This window comes from Acidovorax sp. BL-A-41-H1, assembly GCF_051942715.1.
Window position 1 is genome coordinate 111,229 of the sequence record NZ_JBPVJQ010000004.1, and the last position, 23,772, is coordinate 135,000.

A 23,772-nucleotide genomic window follows, 5' to 3' on the forward strand; every position below is an offset into this window, starting at 1 on the left:
TGCCACGGCCGCCGCAGAATTTCATCACAGGACTCTCATGACCGGGATCACCTCGCCTGCCGTTCCTTCGCCCACCTCCTCCGACCGTTGCCGCGTGGCCGTTGCGGGTGCCTCCGGCCGCATGGGCCGCATGCTCATCGAAGCCCTGCGCGACAGCGACGACTGCGTGCTGGCTGGCGCCCTGGACGTGCCCTCCAGCCCGGCCGTGGGCTCGGATGCCACCGCCTTCCTGGGTCATGCCAGCGGCGTGGCCATCACGGCCGATGTGGCGGCGGGCCTGGCCAACGCCGACGTGCTGATCGACTTCACCCGCCCCGAAGGCACGCTGGCCCACCTGGCCGTGTGCAGCCAGCTGGGCGTGAAGGCCGTGATTGGTACGACCGGCTTTTCAGATGCCCAGAAGGCCGAAATCGCCGCCTACGCGCAGCGCAATGCCATCGTGATGGCGCCCAACATGAGCGTGGGCGTGAACGTCACGCTCAAGCTGCTGCAGATGGCCGCCAAGGCCATGTCCACCGGCTACGACATTGAGGTCATCGAGGCCCATCACCGCCACAAGGTGGATGCGCCCTCGGGCACGGCGCTCAAGATGGGCGAGGTGATGGCCGAGGCGATGGGCCGCGACCTCAAGGAATGCGCGGTGTACGAGCGCTATGGCCACACCGGAGAGCGCGATCCGTCGAGCATCGGCTTTGCCACCATCCGCGGTGGCGACATCGTGGGCGACCACACGGTTCTGTTTGCGGGCATTGGCGAGCGCATCGAGATCACGCACAAGTCTTCCAGCCGCTCCACGTACGCCCAGGGCAGCCTGCGCGCCGTGCGTTTTCTGGCGGCGCACCGCACCGGCATGTTCGACATGTTCGACGTGCTGGGTCTCAAGTGAAACAACCCCCTGTGGCGCGATGCGCCTTCCCCCTTCTCTCGAATGGCGGTGCCATTCGGGAAGGGAGACACCGCGAGCGCGGCGGGGCGGCCCTTGCGCCGCGGTCCCCGGCCTCGGCTGCGCGCGCATTGCCAGCAGAGGTCAACGCGGCGCGATGTGCGCATTCGACAAGGGGCTGATCCATGGACCTTCTCCACTGGTGGCGCCAGGGCGATGCGGTCACGCAGGGCACGGCCCTGGTGCTGCTTGCCATGTCGGTGGCCAGCTGGGTGGTGATTGTCTGGAAACTGCGCACCATGCGCCGCGCCAGTGCCGACGTGCCGCGCTGCACGGCCGCGTTCTGGCAGGCGCCGTCGCTGGAACTCGCTGCGCAGCGTTTGCAGTCTTTTGACCGCGAAGCGCTTGTTCTACCTCTGGTTGTTGCTGCAAATTCAATAGCAAATGCGCGAATCGAGGGGTCTGGCGCTGCCACCCTGGCGCATGCGGGCAGCCTGCCGCAACAGCTCACGCGCGTGCTGCGCGATGCACTGCACGGCGTGCTGGGCAAGCTGCAGTTTGGCCAGGTGCTGCTGGCCACTGTGGGCTCCACCGCGCCTTTCGTGGGGCTGCTGGGCACCGTCTGGGGCATCTACCACGCGCTCACGGCCATTGCAGGTGCCGGGCAGATCACCATCGACCGCGTCTCCGGCCCGGTGGGCGAGGCGCTGGTGATGACCGCTGCCGGCCTGGCCGTGGCCATTCCGGCTGTGCTGGCCTACAACGTGTTCGGCCGTCTCATCGGCCGGGTCGAGGCCGACCTGGAGGGCTTTGCGCTGGACCTGCGCGAACTGCTGGTTGACACGGCAGCGGGGCCGGATAGCGCCCCGGCAGCACGCGGGGAGCGCACAGCGCCATGAGCTTCGGCCGGCTGGAGCGCACCACGGGCCCCCAGCCCATGAGTGACATCAACATGACACCGCTGGTGGATGTGATGCTGGTGCTGGTGGTGATCTTCATCCTGACGGCGCCGCTGCTCAGCAGCGCCATCCGGCTGGACCTGCCCCGTGCCGAGGGCGGCTCGCCCGGTGCCGTGCCCCAGGCCGTGACGGTGGTGGTGGATGCGCAGGGCCAGGCATTTCTGGACGACCAGCCACTGGCCCAGGCTGCCCTCGCCGAGCGGCTGCGCCGCATTGGTGCCGAGCAGCCCGCTACCGAGCTGCAGCTGCGCGCCGACGCCGCTGTACCCTACGGCCGTGTGGTCGAGGTCATGGACGCCGCGCACCGCGCGGGCCTGGCGCGCATCGGCTTTGTCACCGAGCCGCCCAAGGGCGCGGCCGCGCCCGCCTTCGGCCCTGCCAATTCCCAACCCCTGCCCGCGCGCTGACGGCGCAGCGGCGCAGCCCCCCCGCCAGCCGCACAGCCACCGCAGGCACAAGCCGGCCCGCGCCAGGCCGGCCCGCACGACCGCCTAGAATCTGCGCAGCGCGGCCATCACGCGGCTGCCCACTTCTCTCACCCCATTGCCCCATGCAAGACAAATACTCTCCCCAAGACGTCGAGCGCGCCGCGCACGACCACTGGACCGCCACCGACGCCTACCGCGTGACGGAAGACGCGAACAAGAAGAAGTTCTACGCCTGCTCGATGCTGCCGTACCCGAGCGGCAAGCTGCACATGGGCCATGTGCGCAACTACACCATCAACGACATGCTCACGCGCTACCTGCGCATGAACGGCCACAACGTGCTGATGCCCATGGGCTGGGACGCCTTCGGCCTGCCCGCCGAAAACGCTGCGCTGAAAAACGGCGTGCCCCCTGCCAAGTGGACGTACGAAAACATCGCGTACATGAAAAAGCAGATGCAGGCCATGGGCCTGGCCATCGACTGGAGCCGCGAAGTCGCCACCTGCGACCCGAGCTACTACCAGTGGAACCAGTGGCTGTTTTTGAAGATGCTGGAAAAGGGCATTGCCTACCGCAAGACCCAGGTGGTGAACTGGGACCCCGTGGACCAGACCGTGCTGGCCAACGAGCAGGTGATTGATGGCAAGGGCTGGCGCACCGGCGCCACGGTCGAAAAGCGCGAGATCCCTGGCTACTACCTCAAGATCACCGACTACGCCGAAGAGCTGCTCGACTTCGTCACCGGCGACAAGCTGCCCGGCTGGCCCGAGCGCGTGAAGCTGATGCAGGAAAACTGGATCGGCAAGTCCGAAGGCGTGCGCTTTGCCTTCCCGCACGACATCGCAGGCGACGATGGTGCGCTGATTGGCGACGGCAAGATGTACGTGTTCACCACGCGTGCCGACACCATCATGGGCGTGACGTTTTGCGCCGTGGCGCCCGAGCACCCACTGGCCGCCCACGCCGCCAAAACCAACCCCGCGCTCAAGGCCTTCATCGAAGAATGCAAGAGCGGTGGCACCACCGAAGCCGAGTTGGCCACGCAAGAGAAAAAGGGCGTGCCCACGGGCCTGTATGTCACGCACCCGATCACCGGCGACAAGGTACAGGTCTGGGTGGGCAACTACGTGCTGATGGGCTACGGCGACGGCGCCGTGATGGGCGTGCCCGCGCACGACGAGCGCGACTTTGCGTTTGCGCTCAAGTACGGCATCGAGATCAAGCAGGTCGTGCTGGTCGATGGCGAGACGTTTGACTACCACCACTGGAGCGACTGGTACGGTGACAAGCAACGCGGCGTCACCATCAACTCCGACAGCTTCAGCGGCCTCTCTTACAAAGACGCCGTGAACGCCGTGGCCCATGCGCTGGAACAAAAAGGCCTGGGCGAGAAAAAGACCACCTGGCGCCTACGCGACTGGGGCGTGAGCCGCCAGCGCTACTGGGGCACCCCCATCCCCATCATCCACTGCGATGAACACGGCGCCGTGCCCGTGCCCGAAAAAGACCTGCCGGTGGTGCTGCCCACCGACTGCGTGCCTGACGGCTCGGGCAACCCCCTGCACAAGCACGAAGGCTTCCACGCCGGTGTGACCTGCCCCGTGTGCGGCAAACCGGCCCGCCGCGAGACGGACACCATGGACACCTTCGTGGACAGTTCGTGGTACTTCATGCGGTATTGCGACCCGAAGAACGACGACGCGATGGTGGCCGACGGCACCGCCTACTGGATGCGGGATCAGCAACATGCCACTGGCGGCAGCGGCATGGACCAGTACATCGGCGGCATCGAGCACGCCATCCTGCACCTGCTGTACGCCCGCTTCTGGACGAAGGTCATGCGCGACCTGGGCCTGGTGAAGGTCGACGAGCCCTTCACCAAGCTGCTCACGCAAGGCATGGTGCTCAACCACATCTACAGCCGCCGCACGGCCAAGGGCGGCAAGGACTACTTCTGGCCGCACGATGTGGAGCATGTGCTCGACGAAGGCGGCAAGATCATTGGCGCCAAGCTCAAGAGCGAAGCCACCAGTGGCGACGGCATGCTCAGCGTGGGCACACCCATCGACTACGAGGGCGTGGGCACCATGTCCAAGTCCAAGAACAACGGTGTGGACCCGCAGGACCTGATCGAGAAGTACGGCGCCGACACGGCCCGCCTGTACACCATGTTCACCGCCCCGCCCGAAGCCACGCTGGAGTGGAACGACGCGGCGGTGGAAGGCAGCTACCGGTTCCTCCGCCGCGTGTGGAACTTCGCGTTCAAGCTCACTGCTATGGATATGGGAGCTGCCACCGCAAGCGTGGCAAGCGCCAGCAGCCTGAAAGACGTGGAGTTCGGCAAGGAAGCCAAGGCGCTGCGCCTGGAGATCCACAACGTGCTCAAGCAAGTGGACTACGACTACCAGCGCATGCAGTACAACACCGTGGTGTCGGGCGCGATGAAGATGATCAACGCGCTGGAAGACTTCAAGGCCACCGACTCGGCCGGTGCCCAGGTGGCGCTGATCGAAGGCTTCGGCATCCTGCTGCGCGTGCTGTACCCCGCCACGCCGCACATCGCCCACAGCCTGTGGAGCAGCCTGGGCTACGGCAATCACCTGGGTGATCTGCTGGATGCGCCCTGGCCGCAGGTCGATGCCGGTGCGCTGGTGCAGGACGAGATCGAGCTGGTGCTGCAGGTCAACGGCAAGCTGCGCGGCTCGGTGCTGGTGCCCGCCGCCGCCGACAAGGCCGAGATCGAGCGCCTGGCGCTGGCGAGCGAAGCCTTTGCCGCCCACAGCGGCGGCGCAGCGCCCAAGCGCGTGATCGTGGTGCCCGGCCGCCTGGTCAACGTGGTGGTCTGAGGGAGCCCGGGCCTATGAACAAGCGCACGCTGCTCACCCTGGCGCCCGCCGCCCTGCTGCTCTCCGCATGCGGCTTTCGCCTGCGCGGCGTGCCCGAGTTCGGGTTCCAGTCGCTGTACATCAACGCCAGCACTGCCTCAACGCTTGCGCGCGAACTGCAGCGCACGCTGGAAGGCTCGGGCAGCCAGCTCAAGGTGCTACGCGATGCCGCCGCCATGCCCACCGCGCAGGTCATCATGGACCTGCTGCAGGAGCAGCGCGAGCGCGTGGTGGTGGGCCTCAATGCATCGGGCCAGGTGCGTGAACTGCAGCTGCGCCTGCGCATCAAGTTCCGCCTGCGCACGCAGACCGGGCTGGAGCTGATCCCCGACACCGAATTGCTGCAGCAGCGCGACATCAGCTACAACGAAACCATCGCCCTGGCCAAGGAGGCCGAAGAGGCGCTGCTGTACCGCAACATGCAGACCGACATCGTGCAGCAGCTACTGCGGCGGTTGGCGGCTGCGCGGCTGTAGCGCATGCAATGGCCCGCTACACGGGCCTGGGCGGCGCGAAGCCGCGCTGTCAAAACCGCGTGCTGAGCGCTCCCGTCACGGCCCAGTCGTCATCCACCACCGCCAGCCAGCGCCACTTGTCGAACGTGGTGCACGGGTGCGATATACCCAGCGCAATCCGGTCACCCACTGCCGGGGCGGCGCCGCAATCCGGATCAAAGCGCAGGTAGGCGTGCTGGTCGTTCAGCGCCTTGACCGCCCAGCCTTCGGGCGCGTCCACTGCAGACCGCGCGCCGCGCGGTGCCCAGCGCACGGGCGCCGGCATGTCCAGGTCGTACGACAGATCGCGCCGCCCGCCGGTCAGCAGCGCCAGGCCGGGTTCGGGCACCGACTGCACAAGGGTCCACACCTCCAGCGCCGGGCGCAGCGATGCATCGAGCCCTTCGCGCTGCTCCACCTGCGCCAGAAACCGCTGGTAGTTGCCATGGTCGTGCGTGATGTAGCAGCCCGAGCGCAGCACGCCCAGCACGGGGCGTGACAGCCCCTGCGTGCGCAGCAGCGGCACCACCAGGTCGAACACGGCCGAGCCACCGGCGGTGAGCAGGATCTCGCCATCGGCAAAGAGGCCCTGCGCATCGCACTGCCGGGCCACTTCGGTCACGCGGCGCACGAGGGCGGTCACCTCGCGGGCATCGTGCACGCTGTCGCAGCGGGCCACGCCGCCTTCGTAGCACTCGATACCGCACAGCCGCACGGCGGTTGACCGGGCCATGGCCTGCGCCAGTGCCACGGCCTCCTCCAGCGTGCGGCAGCCTGTGCGCTGACCGGGGATGCCGATCTCCAGCAGCGTGTCCAAGCGCCGGGTGCAGCCGCGCCGCGCAGCCCAGTCTTCAATACACGCCAGTTGCTCCAGCGAATCCACCAGGAACCACACGCGCAGGTCGGGGTGGCGCTGCAGCAGGGCGTGCAGGCCGTCCAGGTCGGCATCGCACAGCACCTGGTTGGCAATGATGGCGCGGCGCGCCCCGGCCTCCACGCCCACCGCCAGCTGGTATACGGTGGCCAACGTCAGGCCCCAGGCCCCGGCGGCCAGCTGGCGCGCAAACAGCTCGGGCGACATCGTCGTCTTGCCGTGCGGCGCCAGCGCCACGCCCTTGCGGGCGGCGTAGGCCTGCATCCAGGCGATGTTGTGCGCCAGCGCGCTGCTGCGCACCACGGCCAGCGGGTAGGCCAGGTCGTCGGCCAGCAGGTTCCAGCCGTGGCGGGCGATGTCGTCGGGGTGGCAGGGCGGCGCGGTGAGCGGGTAGCTCTTGCAGCGGTGGTCGAGCAGGAAGGGTTCGGTCATGGCGTGATGGCGAAGCGTGGCGTGGGTGGGGCGTGGTCCGGCATGAACCGGTCAGCGCGGGCTGGCAGAACGGCAGGCGGTAACGTACCTTTGCGCCATGCTAAGCGGGCAGTGTCAGCAAGCCGTGGCGGAGGCCCGGGCATTGTGAAGTGGCACTGCGGGGCATTTTGCGAGCAATTTCAGGTCAAATCCCGCTATGGCGCTTGATTTGATTGCCTGTATTGCTATTTAAATAATAGCATTTGCCACGGGGCTGCACGGCCGCCCTGCGCATCCGGTGTCACCCCGCACGCGCCCGCATCAGCGTGCTCTTGCCAAACAGCGACTCCACCAGGTCCACCGCCAGCACGGCCGTCTGGTTGCGCACGTCCAGCGCGGGGTTCAGTTCCATGATGTCGAGCGAGGCCAGGCGGCCGCTGTCGGCAATCATTTCCATGCACAGCTGCGCCTCGCGGTAGGTGGGCCCGCCGGGCACGGTGGTGCCTACGCCGGGGGCGATGGCGGGGTCGAGAAAGTCCACGTCAAAGCTCACATGCAGGTGGGTGTCGGCATCCAGGCCGTCCAGGGCGCGCTCCATCGTCTGGCGCATCCCCACCTCGTCGATGTAGCGCATGTCAAAAACCTCCAGCCCGTGCTGGTGCACAAAGCGCTTTTCGCCCGCGTCCACGCTCCGGATGCCGATCTGCCGGATCTGGTCGGTGCGCAGCGCCGGGCCGCCGCCGGGCATGCCCGCCAGCTGCGTCAGCTCGCCCGGGCCAAAGCCGCACAGGCAGGCCACGGGCATGCCGTGCACGTTGCCGCTGGGGGTGAGTTCGCTGGTGTTGAAGTCGGTGTGCGCATCGAGCCACAGCACGCGCAGCTTCTTGCCGGCTTCGGCGCAGTAGCGCGCCACAGCGCCAATGCTGCCAAGTCCCAGGCAGTGGTCGCCCCCCAGCAAGATGGGGAAGTGGCCTTGCTGCAGCTCGGCATACACGGCATTGAATACGCGCTGATTCCACTCCACCACCTCGGTCAGGTGGCGGTAGCCGCCCTGCGGGGGCTGCCAGGGGTTGGCGGGGCCGCTGAGGTTGCCGCGGTCCACCACGGCCAGGCCGTGGCTTTCCAGCGCCTGCTGCAGGCCCGCCACGCGCAGGGCCTCGGGGCCCATCGATGCGCCGCGCGCGCCCGCGCCGATGTCGGTGGGGGCGCCGATCAGGCTGGCGATGAGGTGGGGGGCGGTGTCGGTGTGCGGCATGGTCGTCGGGCTTTCTGGTGCAAAGCGGCAGGCGGTGGATGGGTGGTTTTTGGGGTGCAGCGCGGGCAGACAGTGCGGGCGTAGCCGGGGATGGTGCCGGGCCCGTATGCACAAAGCGGTTTGTCTGGTCCCTGCGCTGCGGGGTGCCCGGGATTTTGCGGTAACGCGGGGCCAGCGGTAAGTCAGCCAACGGCGCAAGCGGGGCGCCCTTTTGTGCAAAGTGCGGGTGCCTGTTGCCGTTTTGGCAGATGGGGCCGTCCTGCAGCCGTTGGAACCCACCGCAACCCGCGGGCCGCCGACACTGGGCCAGGCGATAAACTTTGCCCATGCAAGTCGCCCTGGCCCAACTCTCGAACCACCTCCAACGGGGCCTGTCATCCTTGTACGTGCTGCATGGCGACGAACCCCTGCTGCAGCAAGAGGCGGCCGACGCCATCCGCGCCACGGCCCGGGCCCAGGGCTATACCGAGCGCAGCAGCTACACCGTGGCGGGCGCCCACTTTGACTGGAGCGCCGTGCTGGCCGCAGGCGGCAGCTTGAGCCTGTTTGCCGACAAGCAGATCGTCGAGATCCGCATCCCCTCGGGCAAGCCCGGCAAGGACGGCAGCGTGGCGCTGCAACAGGTGGCCGAATCGGCCCGCGGCAACGACAGCACCCTCACGCTGGTGATGCTCCCGCGGCTGGACAAGGCCACGCGCACCGGTGCGTGGTTTGCGGCGCTGGAGGGCAACGGCACCTCGATCCAGATCGACCCCATCGAGCGCGGCATGCTGCCGCAATGGATCGCCCAGCGCCTGGCCGCACAGGGCCAGCGCGTGGCCGGTGGCGAGGAAGGCCAGCGCACGCTGCAGTTCTTTGCCGACCGGGTGGAGGGCAACCTGCTGGCCGCGCACCAGGAGATCCAGAAGCTCGCACTGCTTCATCCGCCCGGTGAGCTGACCCAAGCCCAGGTCGAGGCCGCAGTCCTCAACGTGGCGCGGTATGACGTGTTCAAGCTGTCCGAATCGGTGCTGGCCGGGCACACCGCCCGCGTGCAGCGCATGCTGGACGGCCTGCAGGCCGAAGGCGAGGCAGAGGTGCTGGTGCACTGGGCGCTGGCCGAAGACATCCGCGCCTTGAAGCGCGTGAAAGACGCCATGAATGCGGGCCGCCCCCTGCCCATGGCCCTGCGCGAAAACCGCATCTGGGGCCCCAAGGAGCGGTTGTTCGAGCGCATCCTGCCCAAGGCCAGCGACGCAGCCCTGGCGCGCCTGCTGCACTCGGCCCACACGGTGGACGGCATCGTCAAGGGCCTCAAGCAGCCCGACTGGCCGCAGGATGGGTGGCAGGCGCTGCAACGGCTGGCGTTTCAGGTGTGCAGAGTGACTGGGGCGGCGCGGTAGTCGAGATGCCGACTCGGATCGAAAAGCTGCAGGCGCACGCCGGGCATCTCCTCGATGCTTTTATCCAGCTCCGCGAGCGTTACGCGCTTTTAGAGCCCATGCTTTTTAACCAGGACGTTGCGAGTGCGCGAGGCTCTGGGCCACAGGCGCGTGGCTTTCGTATCTTGAAGAACTCTCTGTTTCTCTCATGTGCACAAGACATCGCAAAGCTCTTGACGGACAGGTATGAAACAACGCCGAGCATCGGGAACTTGATCCGAGCACTCGCCGACGATGCCCTGCGCGCGGAGTTGAAAGATCAGTTTGCTCAGCGGCGGACTGTCCACGTCGAGAAGGAAAATGACCCGGAAATTCTCGAAGTCCTTCGTAAATGGGAGCTGCTGGAGGAGGTGGGTCGACGGGAGCAGTTTGATGCTTTGCACCTAGAGGCAACGCGGCTCTGGGCCAGACTTTCCACAAGTCCCTTAGTCAACGGGTTTCGGACCATTCGCGACACAGTCACGGCTCACACTGAAGTTCGCTTCGTTGCCGACAAGTACCAACTCGTCGATGTCGCGACGCTTGGCATCAAATGGGGCGACCTGCGTGTTGTCATCAAAGATATGCAGCGACTTGTTGAACTGCTCGGGCAGCTGATTCGCACCGCCGGTTTTGCATGGGAAGTGCTCGATGCACAGCTCGAAAAGGCGTCATCCGGTTTTTGGGGCCAGCCGCGGGCGTAGCTTCAGGCTTTCCTGGCCTGGGCGACGGTGCTGCGCGCCTTGTCTGCCCACATCTCCAGATTCGCCACCAGATCCTTCTGGCTGAACGAGCAACTCTCTTCCGAAAACAGCGCGCTCGATTCCAGCCGGTCCAGCAGGCCCAGCAGCACCTCGCCGTAGCGCGGGGGCAGGGCGGCCAGCAAGGCGGTCTGGGCGCGGGCGGTGTCGGCCAGGGTGCTGGCAGAACAGGCCTGGTCGCGGAACCGGGCCAGGGCGGATTCGATCAGCGCGAGCTGTTGCAGGGGCTCGACCGTGGCCGTGGCCGTAGCTGTGGCTGTGGGGGTGGCAGTGGTGTCAGGCATGGGGCGCAAGCGTACTGCAGCGCCTTGCCTCGCGCACTGCGGACAAATCCCCAGCAGGGCTGAGGCTGTGCGCTGGCGATGCCGGGCCGGATCGGGTGCGCTGTCAGAATCCGCGCGATTTTCCCGAAAGCCTGCCCTGAACACGCCACCCGCCCGCGCACCTGCGAAGCCTGCTGATCCCGCCCGACCGTGGTGGCACGCCCTGCGTCCTTTCGCGTGGGCTGCTGCCGCCGTGCTGGCGCTGGTCGCCCTGGGCCACGACGGGCGGCGGGTGGTGCAGCTCATGGCGCTGGCGCTGCCGGTGCTGGCATGGCTGGCATGGCCTGTGCAGACCGCCGCGGTGCACCGGCTGCGCGCGGTGGTGGTATGCGTGTGGGCGTTGCTGTTTGCGGCCGATGCGGTGGTGCGGGCCTACCTGCTCGATGCGTACCGGGCCGCGCCCGACAGTGCCGTGGTGCTGGCTGCAGCGGCCAATACGACGGCGCGCGAGGCGGGCGAGTATCTGTCGATGCACTGGCGCGCGCTGGCTGTGGGTGCGGGCCTGGTGGCGGCAGCGCTGTGGCTGGTGGTGCGCAGTGCGCGCCGGGGCGCGCGCGCAGCGGTGCTGTGGCCGCGCTGGGGTGTGGCACTGGTGTGCGTGCTGCTGCTGCCCAGCGTGCTGGGCTATGCCAGCAAGCCCTGGCGCAGGCTGCACCCGGTGGCCTTCTGGGCGCAGTGGAATGAGTCGGTGCACGCGCTGCGCCAGGGCTGGCGCGATCAGGCAGCGCAGCGCGATGCGGCGCTGGAGCGGGCGAAGGCGGCGGCGCCGGTGCTGCGGCATACCGGGCCGTCCACCGTGGTGCTGGTGGTCACCGACAGCATCAACCGCGACAACATGGGCCTGTATGGCTACGCACGCGACACCACGCCGCGGCTGCAGTCGATGCAGGCCTTGCTGGGCGACGACATGGTGGTGCTGCGCAATGCGTGGTCGGTGGATGCGAGTACGGTCGAATCGCTGCGCAACATCTTCGGCTTTGGCGAACATGCAGCCGCAAGGGCTTCCTCCGCGGCGGGGCCAGGGGGCGTGGCAAGCGCTGGCGAAGGCCTGCACGCCATCGCCCTGGCGCGCGCGGCGGGCTACAAGGTGTGGTGGATGAGCAACCATGACGACGTGGCCATTGAGCAGGAACACGCGCGGCTGGCCGATGTGGTGGACATGGTCAACCGCACGCCGGGCCGTGCCGGTGCGTCGCTGGATGGCGAATTGCTGGATTGCCTGCAGGAGGCGCTGGACGACCCGGCTGAGCGCAAGCTGATCGTGCTGCACCTGATGGGCGCGCACCCGCACTACCGCCTGCGGTTTCCGCGCGGCGAGAACCCGTTTGACGACACCGCCGATGTGGTGGATGCGCAGCTGGCCGGGCAGGGCCGCCCGGCCTGGGTGCGACGCTTTCGGCACGAGTACGACGCCGCCTTGCTGTACCACGACTTCGTGGTGTCCGAGACGCTGCAGCTCACGCGCCAGGGCGTGCGGCCGGGCGAGTACCGCGCGTGGATGTACCTGTCGGACCACGGCCAGGAGGTGGGCCACGGCAGCGACCGCGCGGGGCACAGCCCCAGTACCGCGTCGGGCTACCGCATCCCGGCCATCGTGTGGCGCAACCACGCGGCGCAGCCAGTGTCGGCCGCCATGGCACACGCGCCGTTTCGCACCGACTGGGCGGGCTGGACGCTGGCCGATGTGCTGCGCATCGACTGGCCCGGCGCGCAGCCCGGGCGCAACGTGCTGCACGCCGGCTACCGCTGGCAGCCGCCCGTGCTACCGCCCGAAGTGGTGTCGTTTGCCGACTGACGGGCGCGTGCGCTGACCGCAGCCTTTGCGCGCCGCCTGGCCCCCTCAGCAGGGGCGTAGGCGCGCTGTGGTGGTTGCCTGCGTGCAACTGCGTCAAAATCGCGGCATGAACGCCCTCAACGTCGCTGAATACACGCACACCCTCGGTTATCAGGCAAAAACAGCCTCTGCGCTGATGGCCAAAGCGCCAGCAGCTATCAAAAACAAAGCACTGCTGGCCCTGGCCCGCCTGCTGCGCGAGCAGACCGAAGCCCTGCAGGTGGACAACGCCCGCGATCTGGACCGTGCCCGCACGGCCGGCCTGGCCGAGCCGATGGTGGACCGCCTCAAACTCAGCCCCAAGGTGCTGGAGACCTGCGCCCAAGGCTGCGAGCAGCTGGCCGCCATGCCCGACATCATTGGCGAGATCATTGGCATGAAGCAGCAGCCCAGCGGCATCCGCGTGGGGCAGATGCGCGTGCCGATTGGCGTGTTCGGCATGATCTACGAGAGCCGCCCCAACGTGACCATCGAGGCGGCCAGCCTGTCGATCAAGAGCGGCAACGCCTGCATCCTGCGCGGCGGCTCGGAAGCGATTGATTCGAACAAGGCGCTGGCCAAACTGGTGGCGCAGGCGCTGGCCGAAGCTGGCCTGCCGCAAGACGCGGTGCAGCTGGTGCAGACCACCGATCGCGAGGCCGTGGGCCAGCTCATCGCCATGCCGCAGTTTGTGGACGTGATCATCCCGCGCGGCGGCAAGGGGCTGATCGAGCGCATCAGCCGCGATGCCAAGGTGCCCGTCATCAAGCACCTGGACGGCAATTGCCACACCTATGTGGACGACCCCTGCGACATCGCCATGGCCGTCAAGGTGGCCGACAACGCCAAGACGAACAAGTACAGCCCCTGCAACGCCAGCGAGGGCTTGCTGGTGGCGCGCGGTGTGGCGGCAGATTTTTTGCCCAAGATTGGCGCCGTGTACGCCGCCAAGGGCGTGGAGATGCGCGGCTGCCCCGAGTCGCTGGCCATCCTGAACAGCGTGGCCGGTGCAAAACTGGTGCCCGCCACCGAGCAGGACTGGAGCGAGGAATACCTGGCCCCCATCATCAGCGTGAAGGTGGTGGCCGGGGTGGATGAGGCCATTGCGCACATCAACCAGTATTCCAGCCACCACACCGACGCGATCCTGACGCGCGACCACATGCACGCCCAGCAGTTTCTGCGTGAGGTGGATTCGGCCAGCGTGATGGTCAACACCAGCACGCGCTTTGCCGATGGCTTCGAGTTCGGGCTGGGCGCAGAAATTGGCATCAGCACCGACAAGTTCCACGCGCGCGGGCCGGTGGGCATTGAGGGGCTGACCTCGCTCAAGTACGTGGTGCTGGGCGAAGGCGAGGTGCGCGCCTGAAGCGGGCACCGAAGGCCGCGAAAAGGGCCCCATGGGGGAGGTTTGAAGCCAAAACGGCCGCTAGTGCAGGTATTTATTGCACTGTCAGCTATCAAAATAATAGTAAGCCACGGGCATTCGGGGGCGGCGCATGAAGATCATCATCCTGGGCGCGGGTCGTGTGGGCCAGAGCGTGGCCGACAGCCTGGTCTCCGAGCGCAACGACATCACCGTCATCGACACCGACGCGGCCCGCCTGCGCGACCTGGAGTCGCGTTTTGACCTGCGCGGCGTGGTGGGCAGCGGTATCGAACCCACCGTGCTGGCCGAGGCCGGCGCGCACGACACCGACCTGCTGATCGCCTGCGCCGCGCAGGACGAGACCAACCTGGTGTGCTGCAAGATCGCGCAGTTGATGTTCAACATTCCCACGCGCATTGCGCGGGTGCGCTCCACCGGCTTCAAGGCCGAGGAACGGCTGGTAGGCCCCGAAGGCTTTGCGGTGGACCGCATCATCTGCCCCGAGGAATCGCTCACGCGGTACATCGGCAAGCTCATCGACTACCCCGAGGCCATGCAGGTGCGTGAATTTGCCGGGGGCCGGGCCTGCCTGGTGTCGGTGCGCGCGCGGCAGGGCGCGCCCATGGTCAGCCACACCATTGCCGAGCTGCGCGAGAGCAATCCCGAGGTGGCCATGCGGCTGGTGGCCATCTACCGGCGCTTTCCGGATGAGCCCGACCGCTTTGTGGCCTGCTCGGGCGAGACGCGGATCGAGCCGGGCGATGAGGTGTTTGTGCTGGCTGCGCAGGAGAACATTGCGCATGTGCTGTCCACCCTGCACCGGCGGGATGCAAGGGCAGCGCCACCCGTGCGCCGCATCATGATTGCCGGCGGCGGGCATGTGGGCCTGCGCCTGGCGCACCAGCTGGGGCTGCAGGCCGGGCGCTTTCACGTCAAGATCATCGAGGAAGATCCGCAGCGCTGCGTGGAGCTGGCCTCGCAGCTGCCCCCCGACGTGATGGTGCTGCAAGGTGACACCACCGACGAGGACCTGCTGGGCGACGAGGGCGTGGAGGAGCTGGACCTGTTCCTGGCGCTCACCGATGACGACGAGGACAACATCATGTCCAGCCTGCTGGCCAAGCGCATGGGCGCCACGCGGGTGCTGGCGCTCATCAACCGCCGCAGCTATGCCGATCTGATGCACGGCACCGAGATCGACATTGCGCTGTCGCCCGCGCAGGCCATGCTGGGCGAGCTGCTGGCCTATGTGCGCCAGGGCGATGTGCAGGCGGTGCACAGCCTGCGCCGCGGCGTGGCCGAGGCGCTGGAGATCGTGGTGCGCGGCGACCGCAAGAGCTCGCGCGTGGTGGGTCGCAAGGTGAGCGAGCTGCCCCTGCCGCGCGATGTGCACATCGGCCTCATCGTGCGCGGGCTGCCGGATGCGCAGCCGAGCGGAGCGGTCGATGCGAATGACGCCAGCGCGGCTGCGCCCCAGCCCGAGGTCATCATCCCGCGCAGCTCCACCGTGCTGGAGAGCAACGACCATGTGGTGTTCTTCCTGCCGCACAAGCGCCTAGTGCGCGAGGTGGAAAAACTCTTCCGCGTGAGCGCCACGTTCTTCTGACGCACCGAGAAAAAGAGCCCGCCATGGTGGACATGTTTCCCGTTTTGCGCGTGCTGGGCATGCTGGTGATGATCTTCGCATCAACCCTGCTGCTGCCCATGGCCGTGTCGTGGTGGACGCGCGACGGCATCTGGTTTGTGTACCTGATGTCGATGGCGGCGACGGTGTCGCTGGGCGCGTGGCTGTGGTGGAGCTTTCGGGTGTTTCGCCGCGAATTGCAGCCCCGCCACGGGGTCATGCTGGTGTCGCTGGTCTGGTTGCTGCTGCCGTTGTCGGCGGCACTGCCGCTGATGCTGGCCGGGCACTACCTGGGTCGGCCGATGACGTTCACCCACGCGTACTTCGAGGCCGCGTCGGGTCTGACGACCACTGGTGCCACGGTGATGAGCGGGCTGGATGCGCTGCCCATGTCGGTGAACATGTGGCGCACCTTTTTGCAGTGGGTGGGCGGCATGGGCATCCTGATCCTGGCCGTGGCCGTGCTGCCGCTGCTGGGCGTGGGCGGCAGCCAGCTGTTCAAGGCCGAGGCGGCCGGGCCGGTGAAGGACGCCAAGCTCACTCCGCGCATGACGGGCACGGCCAAGGGCCTGTGGGGCGTGTACGCGGTGTTCTCGCTGGCCTGCACAGCGGCGTACTGGGCGGGCGGCATGTCGCTGCCCGATGCGGTGATGCACATGTTCACCACCGTGAGCCTGGGCGGGCTGTCGCCGTATGACGCGAGCTTTGGCGAGTTCCAGTCGCCGCTGCTCGAAGCCATTGCGGTGGCGTTCATGCTGGTGGCCAGCTGCAACTTCGCGCTGTACTTTGTGGCCATCCGCAAGGGTGACTGGCGCGGGTTCTGGCGCGACCCCGAGCTGCGCGCCACACTGGGTACGCTCATCGGCGGGGGCGTGGTGGTGTCGCTGCTGCTGTGGGCCAAGGGCGTGTATGCGCCGCTCGACGCGCTGCGCCATGGCATGTTCAATACCATCTCGATGGCCAGCACCACGGGCTACGCCACGGTGGACTACCTGGCCTGGCCCGTGTTTGCGCCGGTGCTGATGCTGCTGCTGTCGGGCGTGGCCACCAGCGCCGGGTCTACCGGCTGCGGCATCAAGATGGTGCGCATGCTCATCCTGGTCAAGCAGGCCCGCCGCGAGATGACGCGCCTGGTGCACCCGCGCGCCGTGCAGCCCGTGCGGCTCGGCGACGCGGTGGTGGACAACCGCGTGATCTTCTCGGTGCTGGCCTTCATGCTGGTGTACGGTGCCACCATCATCGGCCTGAGCATGGTGCTGCTGCTGACCGACCTGGACCCGGTGACCGCGTTTTCGGTGGTGCTGGCCAGCGTCAACTGCGCCGGGCCGGGGCTGGGCAGCGTGGGGCCAGCGTCCAACTATGCGGTGCTGACCGACTTTCAGCTGTGGATCTGCACCCTGGCCATGCTGCTGGGCCGGCTGGAGATCCTGAGCTTCATGGCCATCCTGACCCCGGCTTTCTGGCGCCGCTGAGGCAGCGCTGGTCCGTGCGAAGGGCATCGGCTTGCGAAATGGCCACCGGGCCCCACATCCCTACAATCGACCGCAATCTGCATCCCGAGGGCTTTCCATGGTTCCGCATCTCATCACGGCCCTGACGGGGCCCATCAACGAACTCGAACAGCGCATCCTGGATTCGATGCCCGCCATCGAGCGCTGGTTCCGGCTGGAATGGATGGAGCACACGCCGCCGTTCTACACATCGGTCGACATCCGCAACGCCGGCTTCAAGCTGGCCCCGGTGGACACCAACCTGTTTCCGGGCGGCTGGAACAACCTCACCAAAGAGATGCTGCCCCTGGCCGTGCAGGCCGCCATGGCCGCCATCGAGAAGATCTGCCCCGAGGCGCGCAACCTGCTGATCATTCCGGAGAACCACACGCGCAACACCTTCTACCTGGCCAACGTGGTGCAGCTGCAGCGCATCTTCAACATGGCCGGGCTCAATGTGCGCGTGGGCTCCATCAGCCCCGAGATCAAGAAGTCGACCCTGATCGAGCTGCCCAACGGTGAGTCTGTGACGCTGGAGCCCGTGGTGCGCACCAAGCGCCGCCTGGGCCTCAAGGATTTCGACCCCTGCACCATCCTGCTCAACAACGACCTGACCGCTGGCGCGCCGGGCATCCTGGAAGACATCCACGAGCAGTACCTGCTGCCGCCACTGCACGCCGGCTGGAGCGTGCGCAGGAAGAGCACCCACTTCAAGAACTACGAGGAAGTGGCCAAGCGCATTGGCAAGATGCTGGGCATTGACCCGTGGCTCATCAACCCCCTGTTCAGCCAGTGCGACGGCGTGGACTTTGCCACCGGTGACGGCATGGACGCGCTGCAGACGGCAGTGGACGCCCAGCTGACCAAGGTGCGCCGCAAGTACAAGGAATACGGCATCAACGAAAAGCCGTTCGTCATCGTCAAGGCCAACAACGGCACCTACGGCATGGGCATCATGACCGTGCGCGACGCCAAGGAGCTGGACGCCGTCAACCGCAAGACCAAGAACAAGATGGCCATCATCAAGGACGGCCAGCAGGTCAACGACGTCATCATCCAGGAAGGCGTGCTAACCCAGGAGCGCGTGCACGAAGCCGTGGCCGAGCCGGTGGTCTACATGATGGATCGCTACGTGGTGGGCGGCTTCTACCGCATGCACGCCGAGCGTGGCGTGGACGAGAGCCTGAACGCACCCGGCTCCAGCTACGTGCCCTTGGCGTTCGAGCACAGCACGCACATGCCCCAGCCCGGCATGCGCCCAGGCGTGAGCGCGCCCAACCGGTTCTATATGTATGGCGTGGTCGCCCGCCTGGCAATGCTGGCGGCCAGCTACGAGCTCGAGGCGACCAACCCGGACGCCGAGGTGTACGACTGACAGACTGGTTGCAGCCTCCCTCGTGCCTCCCTGGCGGTGAACGCAGGGAGGCGCACGCGGGTGTGCCGCCTCCGAGACGGATTTCGGAGGGCGCGCAGGCCTCCTGCAGACTGAAGTCCCACCGCATTTCTGCCCCGCCCTGCCACGCTGCAGCACGCCTGCCAAGCCCAGTTGCTGCGCCGCAACATGGAGCGCCCACTCCAGACGCTTGACCTGCCTCAGGCGCACAATAGCGCTCCCTCATGTTACGGAACCCCGCCACGCCTGGCGCGCGGGGGTGGTCAGTGCAAAGCTCCAAGTCATCGCTCGCAGCGCTCACGCTGGGTGCCATCGGTGTGGTCTATGGCGATATCGGCACCAGCGTGCTGTATGCCGTCAAGGAGGTCTTCGGGTCGGGCCACGTCCCCTTCACCACTGACAACATCTACGGCATCCTGTCGATCTTCTTCTGGACACTGACGGTCATCGTCTCGCTCAAGTATGTGGTGCTGGTGCTGCGTGCCGACAACCACGGCGAGGGCGGCCTCATTGCCATGCTGGCTCTGGCCTCGCAGGCCGTGAAAGACAAACCCCGGCTGCGCTCAGTGCTGCTGGCGGTGGGTATCTTTGGGACATCGCTGTTTTACGGCGACGGCGTCATCACCCCGGCGATCTCTGTGCTCTCGGCGGTCGAGGGCCTGGAGGTTGTATCTCCCCACTTCAAGCAGTACGTGATCCCGATCACGCTGGTGGTGCTGTTTTGCCTGTTTGCCGTGCAAAAGCGCGGCACCAGCGGCATCGGCAAGTTCTTCGGGCCCATCACGCTGGTGTGGTTCATCACCATTGCCACCCTGGGCGTGTCGCACATCGTCGGCCACCCCGAGATTTTGTGGGCCATGAGCCCGCACTACGCGTTGCAGTTCATGTGGGCCCATCCGGGCACGAGCTTCATTATCCTGGGCGCGGTGGTGCTGTGCGTGACCGGGGCCGAGGCGCTGTATGCGGACCTGGGCCACTTTGGCAAGCGCCCCATCCGCCTGGCGTGGTTTGGCGTAGCCATGCCGGCGCTCACACTCAACTACTTTGGCCAGGGCGCGCTGCTGCTGGCCGAGCCCGAGGCCGTGAAAAACCCGTTCTACATGATGGCGCCCGACTGGGCCCTGATCCCGCTGGTGGTGCTGGCGACCATGGCCACGGTGATTGCATCGCAGGCGCTCATCACCGGCGCGTTCAGCGTCACCAAGCAGGCCATCCAGCTTGGCTACCTGCCGCGCCTCAATATCCAGCACACCAGCGTGCGCGACACCGGGCAGATCTACATGCCGCTGGTCAATTGGGGTCTGTTCGTTGCCATCGTGCTCGCCGTGGTCATGTTCCGCTCTTCCAGCAACCTGGCGGCCGCTTACGGCATTGCCGTCACGCTGGACATGCTGATCACCACCACGCTCACGTTCTTCGTGATCCGCTATGGCTGGGGCTACCCGCTGGCGCTGTGCGTGGCGGCCACGGGCTCGTTCTTTGTGGTGGACCTGGCGTTCTTTGCATCCAACCTGCTCAAGCTGTTCCAGGGCGGCTGGTTCCCGCTGATGATCGGCGGCATCGTGTTTGCGCTGATGATGACGTGGAAGGAAGGCCGCGCTTTGCTCAATGAAAAGCTGCGCGCGGACGCCATCGACCTCAAAGGTTTTCTGGAGTCGGTGTTCATCAGCCCGCCCACCCGCGTGGAGGGCACGGCGGTGTTCCTCACGGCCGAGGCTGGCGCCGTGCCCAATGCCCTGCTGCACAACCTCAAGCACAACAAGGTGCTGCACCAGCAGAACCTGTTTGTGACGGTGCACAACCACGAGGTGCCGTGGATCGGCCTGGACAAGCGGGTGCAGGTGGAAGCGCTGGGTCACGACTGCTGGCAGGTCACCATCCATTACGGCTTCAAGAACGATCCCGACCTGCCCCGCGCCCTGGAGCTGCTGCGCGGCCGCGGTTGCGAGCTCGAATCCATGACCACAAGCTACTTCCTCTCGCGCGACACCGTGATTCCGTCCATCGGCGGTGGCATGGCGCCGTGGCGCGAAAAGCTGTTTGCGCAGATGCACCACAACGCCAGCGGGGCCGCAGACTTCCTGCATCTGCCCAATAACGCAGTGGTCGAACTGGGCTCAAAGATCGAAATCTGAGCACCGCGGGCAGTATTTAGGTGTTTTTGGCCGCAAGTCCAGATATCAATTGCACCTTGTGCTATCAAAAATATAGCATTGGTGTTGGCGGGGTGGTGCCGCATGAAAGGTCGGCAGCAAGCAGCGGCGAGGGGCTGGCGCCTGCCCAGCCAGCCTGCGACGCACCGCGCGCGCTTCGTTGGCTGCAAAGGTGAGCCTGTCCATGCCTCAGGTGCTGCGGCAGGGGTTTGCAGCCTGGCTCGCGCTTTTGTCGCCGCTGCCAGAATCCAGCCCATGCAATTTTTCAAAGACCTGAGCGTCTCGACATTCACGGCCGGGTTCGTGGCTGTGCTGGTGGGCTTCACGAGTTCGGTCGCCATCGTGTTCCAGGCTGCACAGGCCTTTGGCGCCACACCCGCCCAGATCACGTCGTGGATCTGGGCGCTCGGGCTGGGCATGGGGCTGTGCACGCTGGTGCCGTCGCTCATCCTGCGCAAGCCGGTGATGGTGGCATGGTCTACCCCGGGCGCTGCGGTGTTGGCCACGGCCGGGCTCGCGGGCGGTTTCTCGATGGGTGAAGCGGTGGGCGCTTTCATGGTGAGCGCGGCACTCATCACCCTGGCCGGCATTACCGGATGGTTCGAGCGGGTGATGAACCGCATCCCCACCGAGATCGCCGCGGCCTTGCTGGCCGGGGTGCTGGCGCGGTTTGGGTTGCAGGCGTTTGCTGCGGCGCAGACGGCATTGCCGCTGGTGTTGACGATGCTGGTGGTTTACCTTGTGGCGCGCCGGTGGGCGCCGCGGTATGCCGTGGTCATCACGCTGGCGGCAGCCATTGTGTTTGCCGCCGTGCAGGGGCACATGGTGTGGTCGGCCGTGCAGCTGGAACTGGCGATGCCGGTATTTGTGGCGCCTCAGTTCAGCGTGGCAGCACTCATCAGCCTGGCCGTGCCGCTGTTTGTGGTCACCATGGCATCGCAGAACCTGCCCGGCGTGGCCGTGATCCGTGCGTCGGGCTATCACCTGCCCATCTCGCGGCTTCTCACCCTGACCGGCGTCGCCACACTGGTTCTGGCTCCGTTTGGCGGCTATGCGCTGAACTTCAGCGCCATCACGGCTGCCATGTGCATGGGCCCCGAGGCGCATCCGGACCGTGATCGGCGCTACACCGCGGCAGTGTCCTGCGGCGCGCTGTATGTAGCCATCGGGCTATTTGGCGCCGTCATCACCGGGCTGCTGACAGCGTTTCCCAAGGAACTCGTTGTAGCCATCGCCGGTCTGGCGCTGCTCGGGACCATCGCCAAAGGCCTGGCCACTGCCTTGCGTGGAGAGGCGCACCGTGAAGCCGCACTCATCACTTTTCTCGTCACCCTGAGCGGGGTGGTGATCGCTGGGGTGGGATCGGCCTTCTGGGGCGTGGTGGCCGGCAGCTTTGCGCTATTTGTGCAACAGTACCGAAATCCGCCGGTGGCGCGCGGCTAGCGCAGACCGCCTGTTTCGCTCGGCGATCCCGCCCCCGCCGACTGGCGCCCTCCGGGATACGCCATGCGTGTCCTGTGGTCTACCCCTCTTTCTCATTCAGAACATGAAACTGCTCTTCATTGCGGACCCGCTGCAAAGCTTCAAGATCTACAAGGACACCACCTTCGCCATGATGCGCGAGGCTGCCCGCCGGGGGCACACCCTGGCTGTGTGCGAGCCCCGCCAGGTCATGTGGCAGCGCGGCGGGCGTGTGACGGCACAGGTCACCGGCATCCGCCTGACGGGCGATTCGGTGGAGTGGTATGCGGCCAATACCCCGGAGAGCATGGCACTGGCGGACTTCGACGCGGTGCTGATGCGCAAGGACCCGCCCTTTGACAGCGAGTACTTCTACGCCACCCACCTGCTGGAGCAGGCCGAGCGCGAAGGCGCCCGCGTTTTCAACAAGCCGCGCGCGCTGCGCGACCATCCCGAAAAGCTGGCCATCCTGGAGTTCCCGCAGTTCATCGGCCCCACGCTCGTCACGCGCGACGCCGTCGACATCCGCCGCTTCCATGAAGAGCATCAGGACATCATCCTCAAGCCACTGGATGGCATGGGCGGCATGGGGATCTTCCGCGTGGGGCCCGACGGGCGCAACCTCGGCAGCATCATCGAAACGCTCAACAGGGAAGGCGCACAGAGCGTCATGGTGCAGCGCTTTCTGCCCGAGATCGCCGATGGCGACAAGCGCGTCCTCATCATCGGCGGCAAGCCGGTGCCTTTCTGTCTGGCCCGCATCCCTCAGGGGAGTGAAGTGCGCGGTAACCTGGCGGCGGGCGGCAAGGGCGTAGCCCGGCCGCTGTCTGCGCGGGATCAGGAAATAGGAAACGCGCTCGGCCCCATTCTTCAGGCGCGCGGGCTGTTGCTGGCCGGGGTAGATGTGATTGGTGACTGCGTCACTGAAATCAACGTCACCAGCCCCACCTGCTTCCAGGAGATCTTTGATCAGACGGGATGCGACGTGGCCTCGCTCTTTGTGGACGCCCTGGAGGCTGCCTGCGGGGCCGCCCCATCTGCCGCCAAATAATTCCTCATCTCTTGCTGAGCGAGCGATTTCAGTGCTATAGTCGAGGGCTTCGCTACTGAGAGCTGCCTGCAAGGGTTGATCGAAGCGGTGGGGCTGCTGAAGGCGCTCTGGGGCTTGATTCCGGGGTGTGGTCGGCGGTTGTGCTGAAGCCGGTCCTTGTGTCTGGCGGTGGTGCAAAAAAGGAAGCGATTGAGTTGCAAGCGGGATAAAAACCGGTATATAATTCAAGGCTTCGCTCAGCGGATGTTTGGTGTTGTTTTGGGTTGCTACGGCGGCTTGCGACGGGATCAAAAATCTGAAGAGAAAGAAAAAAGTTTTGACGGTGCTTTAAAAACCGTGCTAGAATTCAAGGCTCAGCTGATCGCAGCTAAGTCAGGAAAGCAAAGAAAGACTTCGGTCTGAAATGTGATCCGGTTCATTAAAAACATACAGCCGATAAGCGTGGGCGTTTGATGGCGAGTGCCAAGTTCTTTGGAACTAGTGCTTAGCACTACAAACGCTCATGAGAGAGAAGTGAAGTTCACTTCAATTCTTAATTATGAGTTGCTCGAAAGAGCGAAAAAAATCAAGATCGAACTGTAGAGTTTGATCCTGGCTCAGATTGAACGCTGGCGGCATGCCTTACACATGCAAGTCGAACGGTAACAGGCCGCAAGGTGCTGACGAGTGGCGAACGGGTGAGTAATACATCGGAACGTGCCCGAGAGTGGGGGATAACGGAGCGAAAGCTTTGCTAATACCGCAT

General features: G+C 66.1%; 19 protein-coding genes and 1 rRNA gene (1 of these 20 only partly in view). 17 read left to right on the plus strand and 3 right to left on the minus strand.

From position 1 onward, the window contains the following. Positions 1–37: 37 nt before the first annotated feature. The 5 genes from dapB (at position 38) to ACTPOI_RS09560 (ending at position 5,631) form a co-directional block, all read left to right on the plus strand. Positions 38–886, plus strand: coding sequence for a 4-hydroxy-tetrahydrodipicolinate reductase (gene dapB / locus ACTPOI_RS09540; protein ID WP_440108395.1), 849 nt, complete (start codon positions 38–40; stop codon positions 884–886). A gap of 182 nt (positions 887–1,068) precedes the next feature. Continuing rightward, a complete protein-coding gene (locus ACTPOI_RS09545) occupies positions 1,069–1,782 on the plus strand; it encodes a MotA/TolQ/ExbB proton channel family protein (protein WP_440108396.1) in 714 nt (237 codons plus the stop codon). After that, positions 1,779–2,249 (plus strand): ExbD/TolR family protein, encoded by a 471-nt coding sequence (locus ACTPOI_RS09550; protein ID WP_440108397.1) that lies wholly within the window; start codon positions 1,779–1,781, stop codon positions 2,247–2,249. Before ACTPOI_RS09545 ends, ACTPOI_RS09550 begins: the two co-directional genes overlap by 4 nt. Before the next feature lie 143 nt (positions 2,250–2,392). Next, positions 2,393–5,116: a leucine--tRNA ligase gene (gene leuS, locus ACTPOI_RS09555; protein WP_440108398.1), complete on the plus strand. Its 2,724-nt coding sequence runs from the start codon at positions 2,393–2,395 to the stop codon at positions 5,114–5,116. Positions 5,117–5,130: 14 nt separating this feature from the next. Then, on the plus strand, positions 5,131–5,631 hold the full coding sequence (locus tag ACTPOI_RS09560; RefSeq protein WP_440108399.1) for an LPS-assembly lipoprotein LptE: 501 nt from the start codon (positions 5,131–5,133) through the stop codon (positions 5,629–5,631). 49 nt (positions 5,632–5,680) lie between these two features. Here ACTPOI_RS09560 and ACTPOI_RS09565 read toward each other — a convergent pair whose 3' ends face one another. Both ACTPOI_RS09565 and rocF read right to left on the minus strand, forming a co-directional pair. Then, positions 5,681–6,955 (minus strand): amino acid deaminase, encoded by a 1,275-nt coding sequence (locus tag ACTPOI_RS09565; protein ID WP_440108400.1) that lies wholly within the window; start codon positions 6,953–6,955, stop codon positions 5,681–5,683. 280 nt (positions 6,956–7,235) lie between these two features. Continuing rightward, the gene (gene rocF, locus ACTPOI_RS09570) at positions 7,236–8,189 is read right to left on the minus strand and encodes an arginase (RefSeq protein ID WP_440108401.1); all 954 of its coding nucleotides are present in this window, start codon (positions 8,187–8,189) and stop codon (positions 7,236–7,238) included. A gap of 326 nt (positions 8,190–8,515) precedes the next feature. Here rocF and holA point away from each other — a divergent pair, with 326 nt between their 5' ends. Next, entirely contained in the window at positions 8,516–9,571 is a 1,056-nt protein-coding gene (gene holA, locus ACTPOI_RS09575; protein WP_440108402.1) for a DNA polymerase III subunit delta, read from the plus strand. Then, positions 9,544–10,293 carry an AbiU2 domain-containing protein gene (locus ACTPOI_RS09580; protein ID WP_440108403.1) on the plus strand — a complete coding sequence of 250 codons (750 nt, stop codon included), beginning with the start codon at positions 9,544–9,546 and terminating at the stop codon, positions 10,291–10,293. The genes holA and ACTPOI_RS09580 overlap by 28 nt, the downstream gene beginning before the upstream one ends. 2 nt (positions 10,294–10,295) lie before the next feature. Here the strand turns inward: ACTPOI_RS09580 and ACTPOI_RS09585 are convergent, their stop codons facing one another. Continuing rightward, positions 10,296–10,634 (minus strand): hypothetical protein, encoded by a 339-nt coding sequence (locus ACTPOI_RS09585; protein WP_440108404.1) that lies wholly within the window; start codon positions 10,632–10,634, stop codon positions 10,296–10,298. Here ACTPOI_RS09585 and ACTPOI_RS09590 point away from each other — a divergent pair. The 10 genes from ACTPOI_RS09590 to ACTPOI_RS09635 all read left to right on the plus strand — a co-directional run. Further along, a complete protein-coding gene (locus ACTPOI_RS09590) occupies positions 10,633–12,468 on the plus strand; it encodes a sulfatase-like hydrolase/transferase (RefSeq protein WP_440108405.1) in 1,836 nt (611 codons plus the stop codon). The two genes, ACTPOI_RS09585 and ACTPOI_RS09590, sit on opposite strands and share 2 nt — an antisense overlap. A 106-nt stretch (positions 12,469–12,574) precedes the next feature. Beyond that, complete coding sequence (locus ACTPOI_RS09595; protein WP_440108406.1) at positions 12,575–13,855, plus strand: glutamate-5-semialdehyde dehydrogenase; 1,281 nt, start codon at positions 12,575–12,577, stop codon at positions 13,853–13,855. Positions 13,856–13,985: 130 nt separating this feature from the next. Beyond that, positions 13,986–15,461 (plus strand): Trk system potassium transporter TrkA, encoded by a 1,476-nt coding sequence (gene trkA / locus ACTPOI_RS09600; protein WP_440108407.1) that lies wholly within the window; start codon positions 13,986–13,988, stop codon positions 15,459–15,461. Between the two features lie 23 nt (positions 15,462–15,484). Beyond that, positions 15,485–16,951: a TrkH family potassium uptake protein gene (locus ACTPOI_RS09605; protein ID WP_440108408.1), complete on the plus strand. Its 1,467-nt coding sequence runs from the start codon at positions 15,485–15,487 to the stop codon at positions 16,949–16,951. 97 nt (positions 16,952–17,048) lie between these two features. Then, positions 17,049–18,344 carry a glutamate--cysteine ligase gene (gene gshA, locus ACTPOI_RS09610; protein ID WP_440108409.1) on the plus strand — a complete coding sequence of 432 codons (1,296 nt, stop codon included), beginning with the start codon at positions 17,049–17,051 and terminating at the stop codon, positions 18,342–18,344. Between the two features lie 284 nt (positions 18,345–18,628). Continuing rightward, entirely contained in the window at positions 18,629–20,497 is a 1,869-nt protein-coding gene (locus tag ACTPOI_RS09615) for a potassium transporter Kup (protein ID WP_440108771.1), read from the plus strand. Between the two features lie 273 nt (positions 20,498–20,770). Further along, on the plus strand, positions 20,771–21,958 hold the full coding sequence (locus tag ACTPOI_RS09620; RefSeq protein WP_440108410.1) for a benzoate/H(+) symporter BenE family transporter: 1,188 nt from the start codon (positions 20,771–20,773) through the stop codon (positions 21,956–21,958). A 103-nt stretch (positions 21,959–22,061) separates the two neighbouring features. Continuing rightward, positions 22,062–23,027 (plus strand): glutathione synthase, encoded by a 966-nt coding sequence (gene gshB / locus ACTPOI_RS09625; RefSeq protein WP_440108411.1) that lies wholly within the window; start codon positions 22,062–22,064, stop codon positions 23,025–23,027. A 156-nt stretch (positions 23,028–23,183) separates the two neighbouring features. Continuing rightward, a complete protein-coding gene (locus ACTPOI_RS09630) occupies positions 23,184–23,429 on the plus strand; it encodes a hypothetical protein (RefSeq protein WP_440108412.1) in 246 nt (81 codons plus the stop codon). A 171-nt stretch (positions 23,430–23,600) separates the two neighbouring features. Further along, positions 23,601–23,772 (plus strand): 16S ribosomal RNA (locus ACTPOI_RS09635); it runs 1,361 nt beyond the window's last position.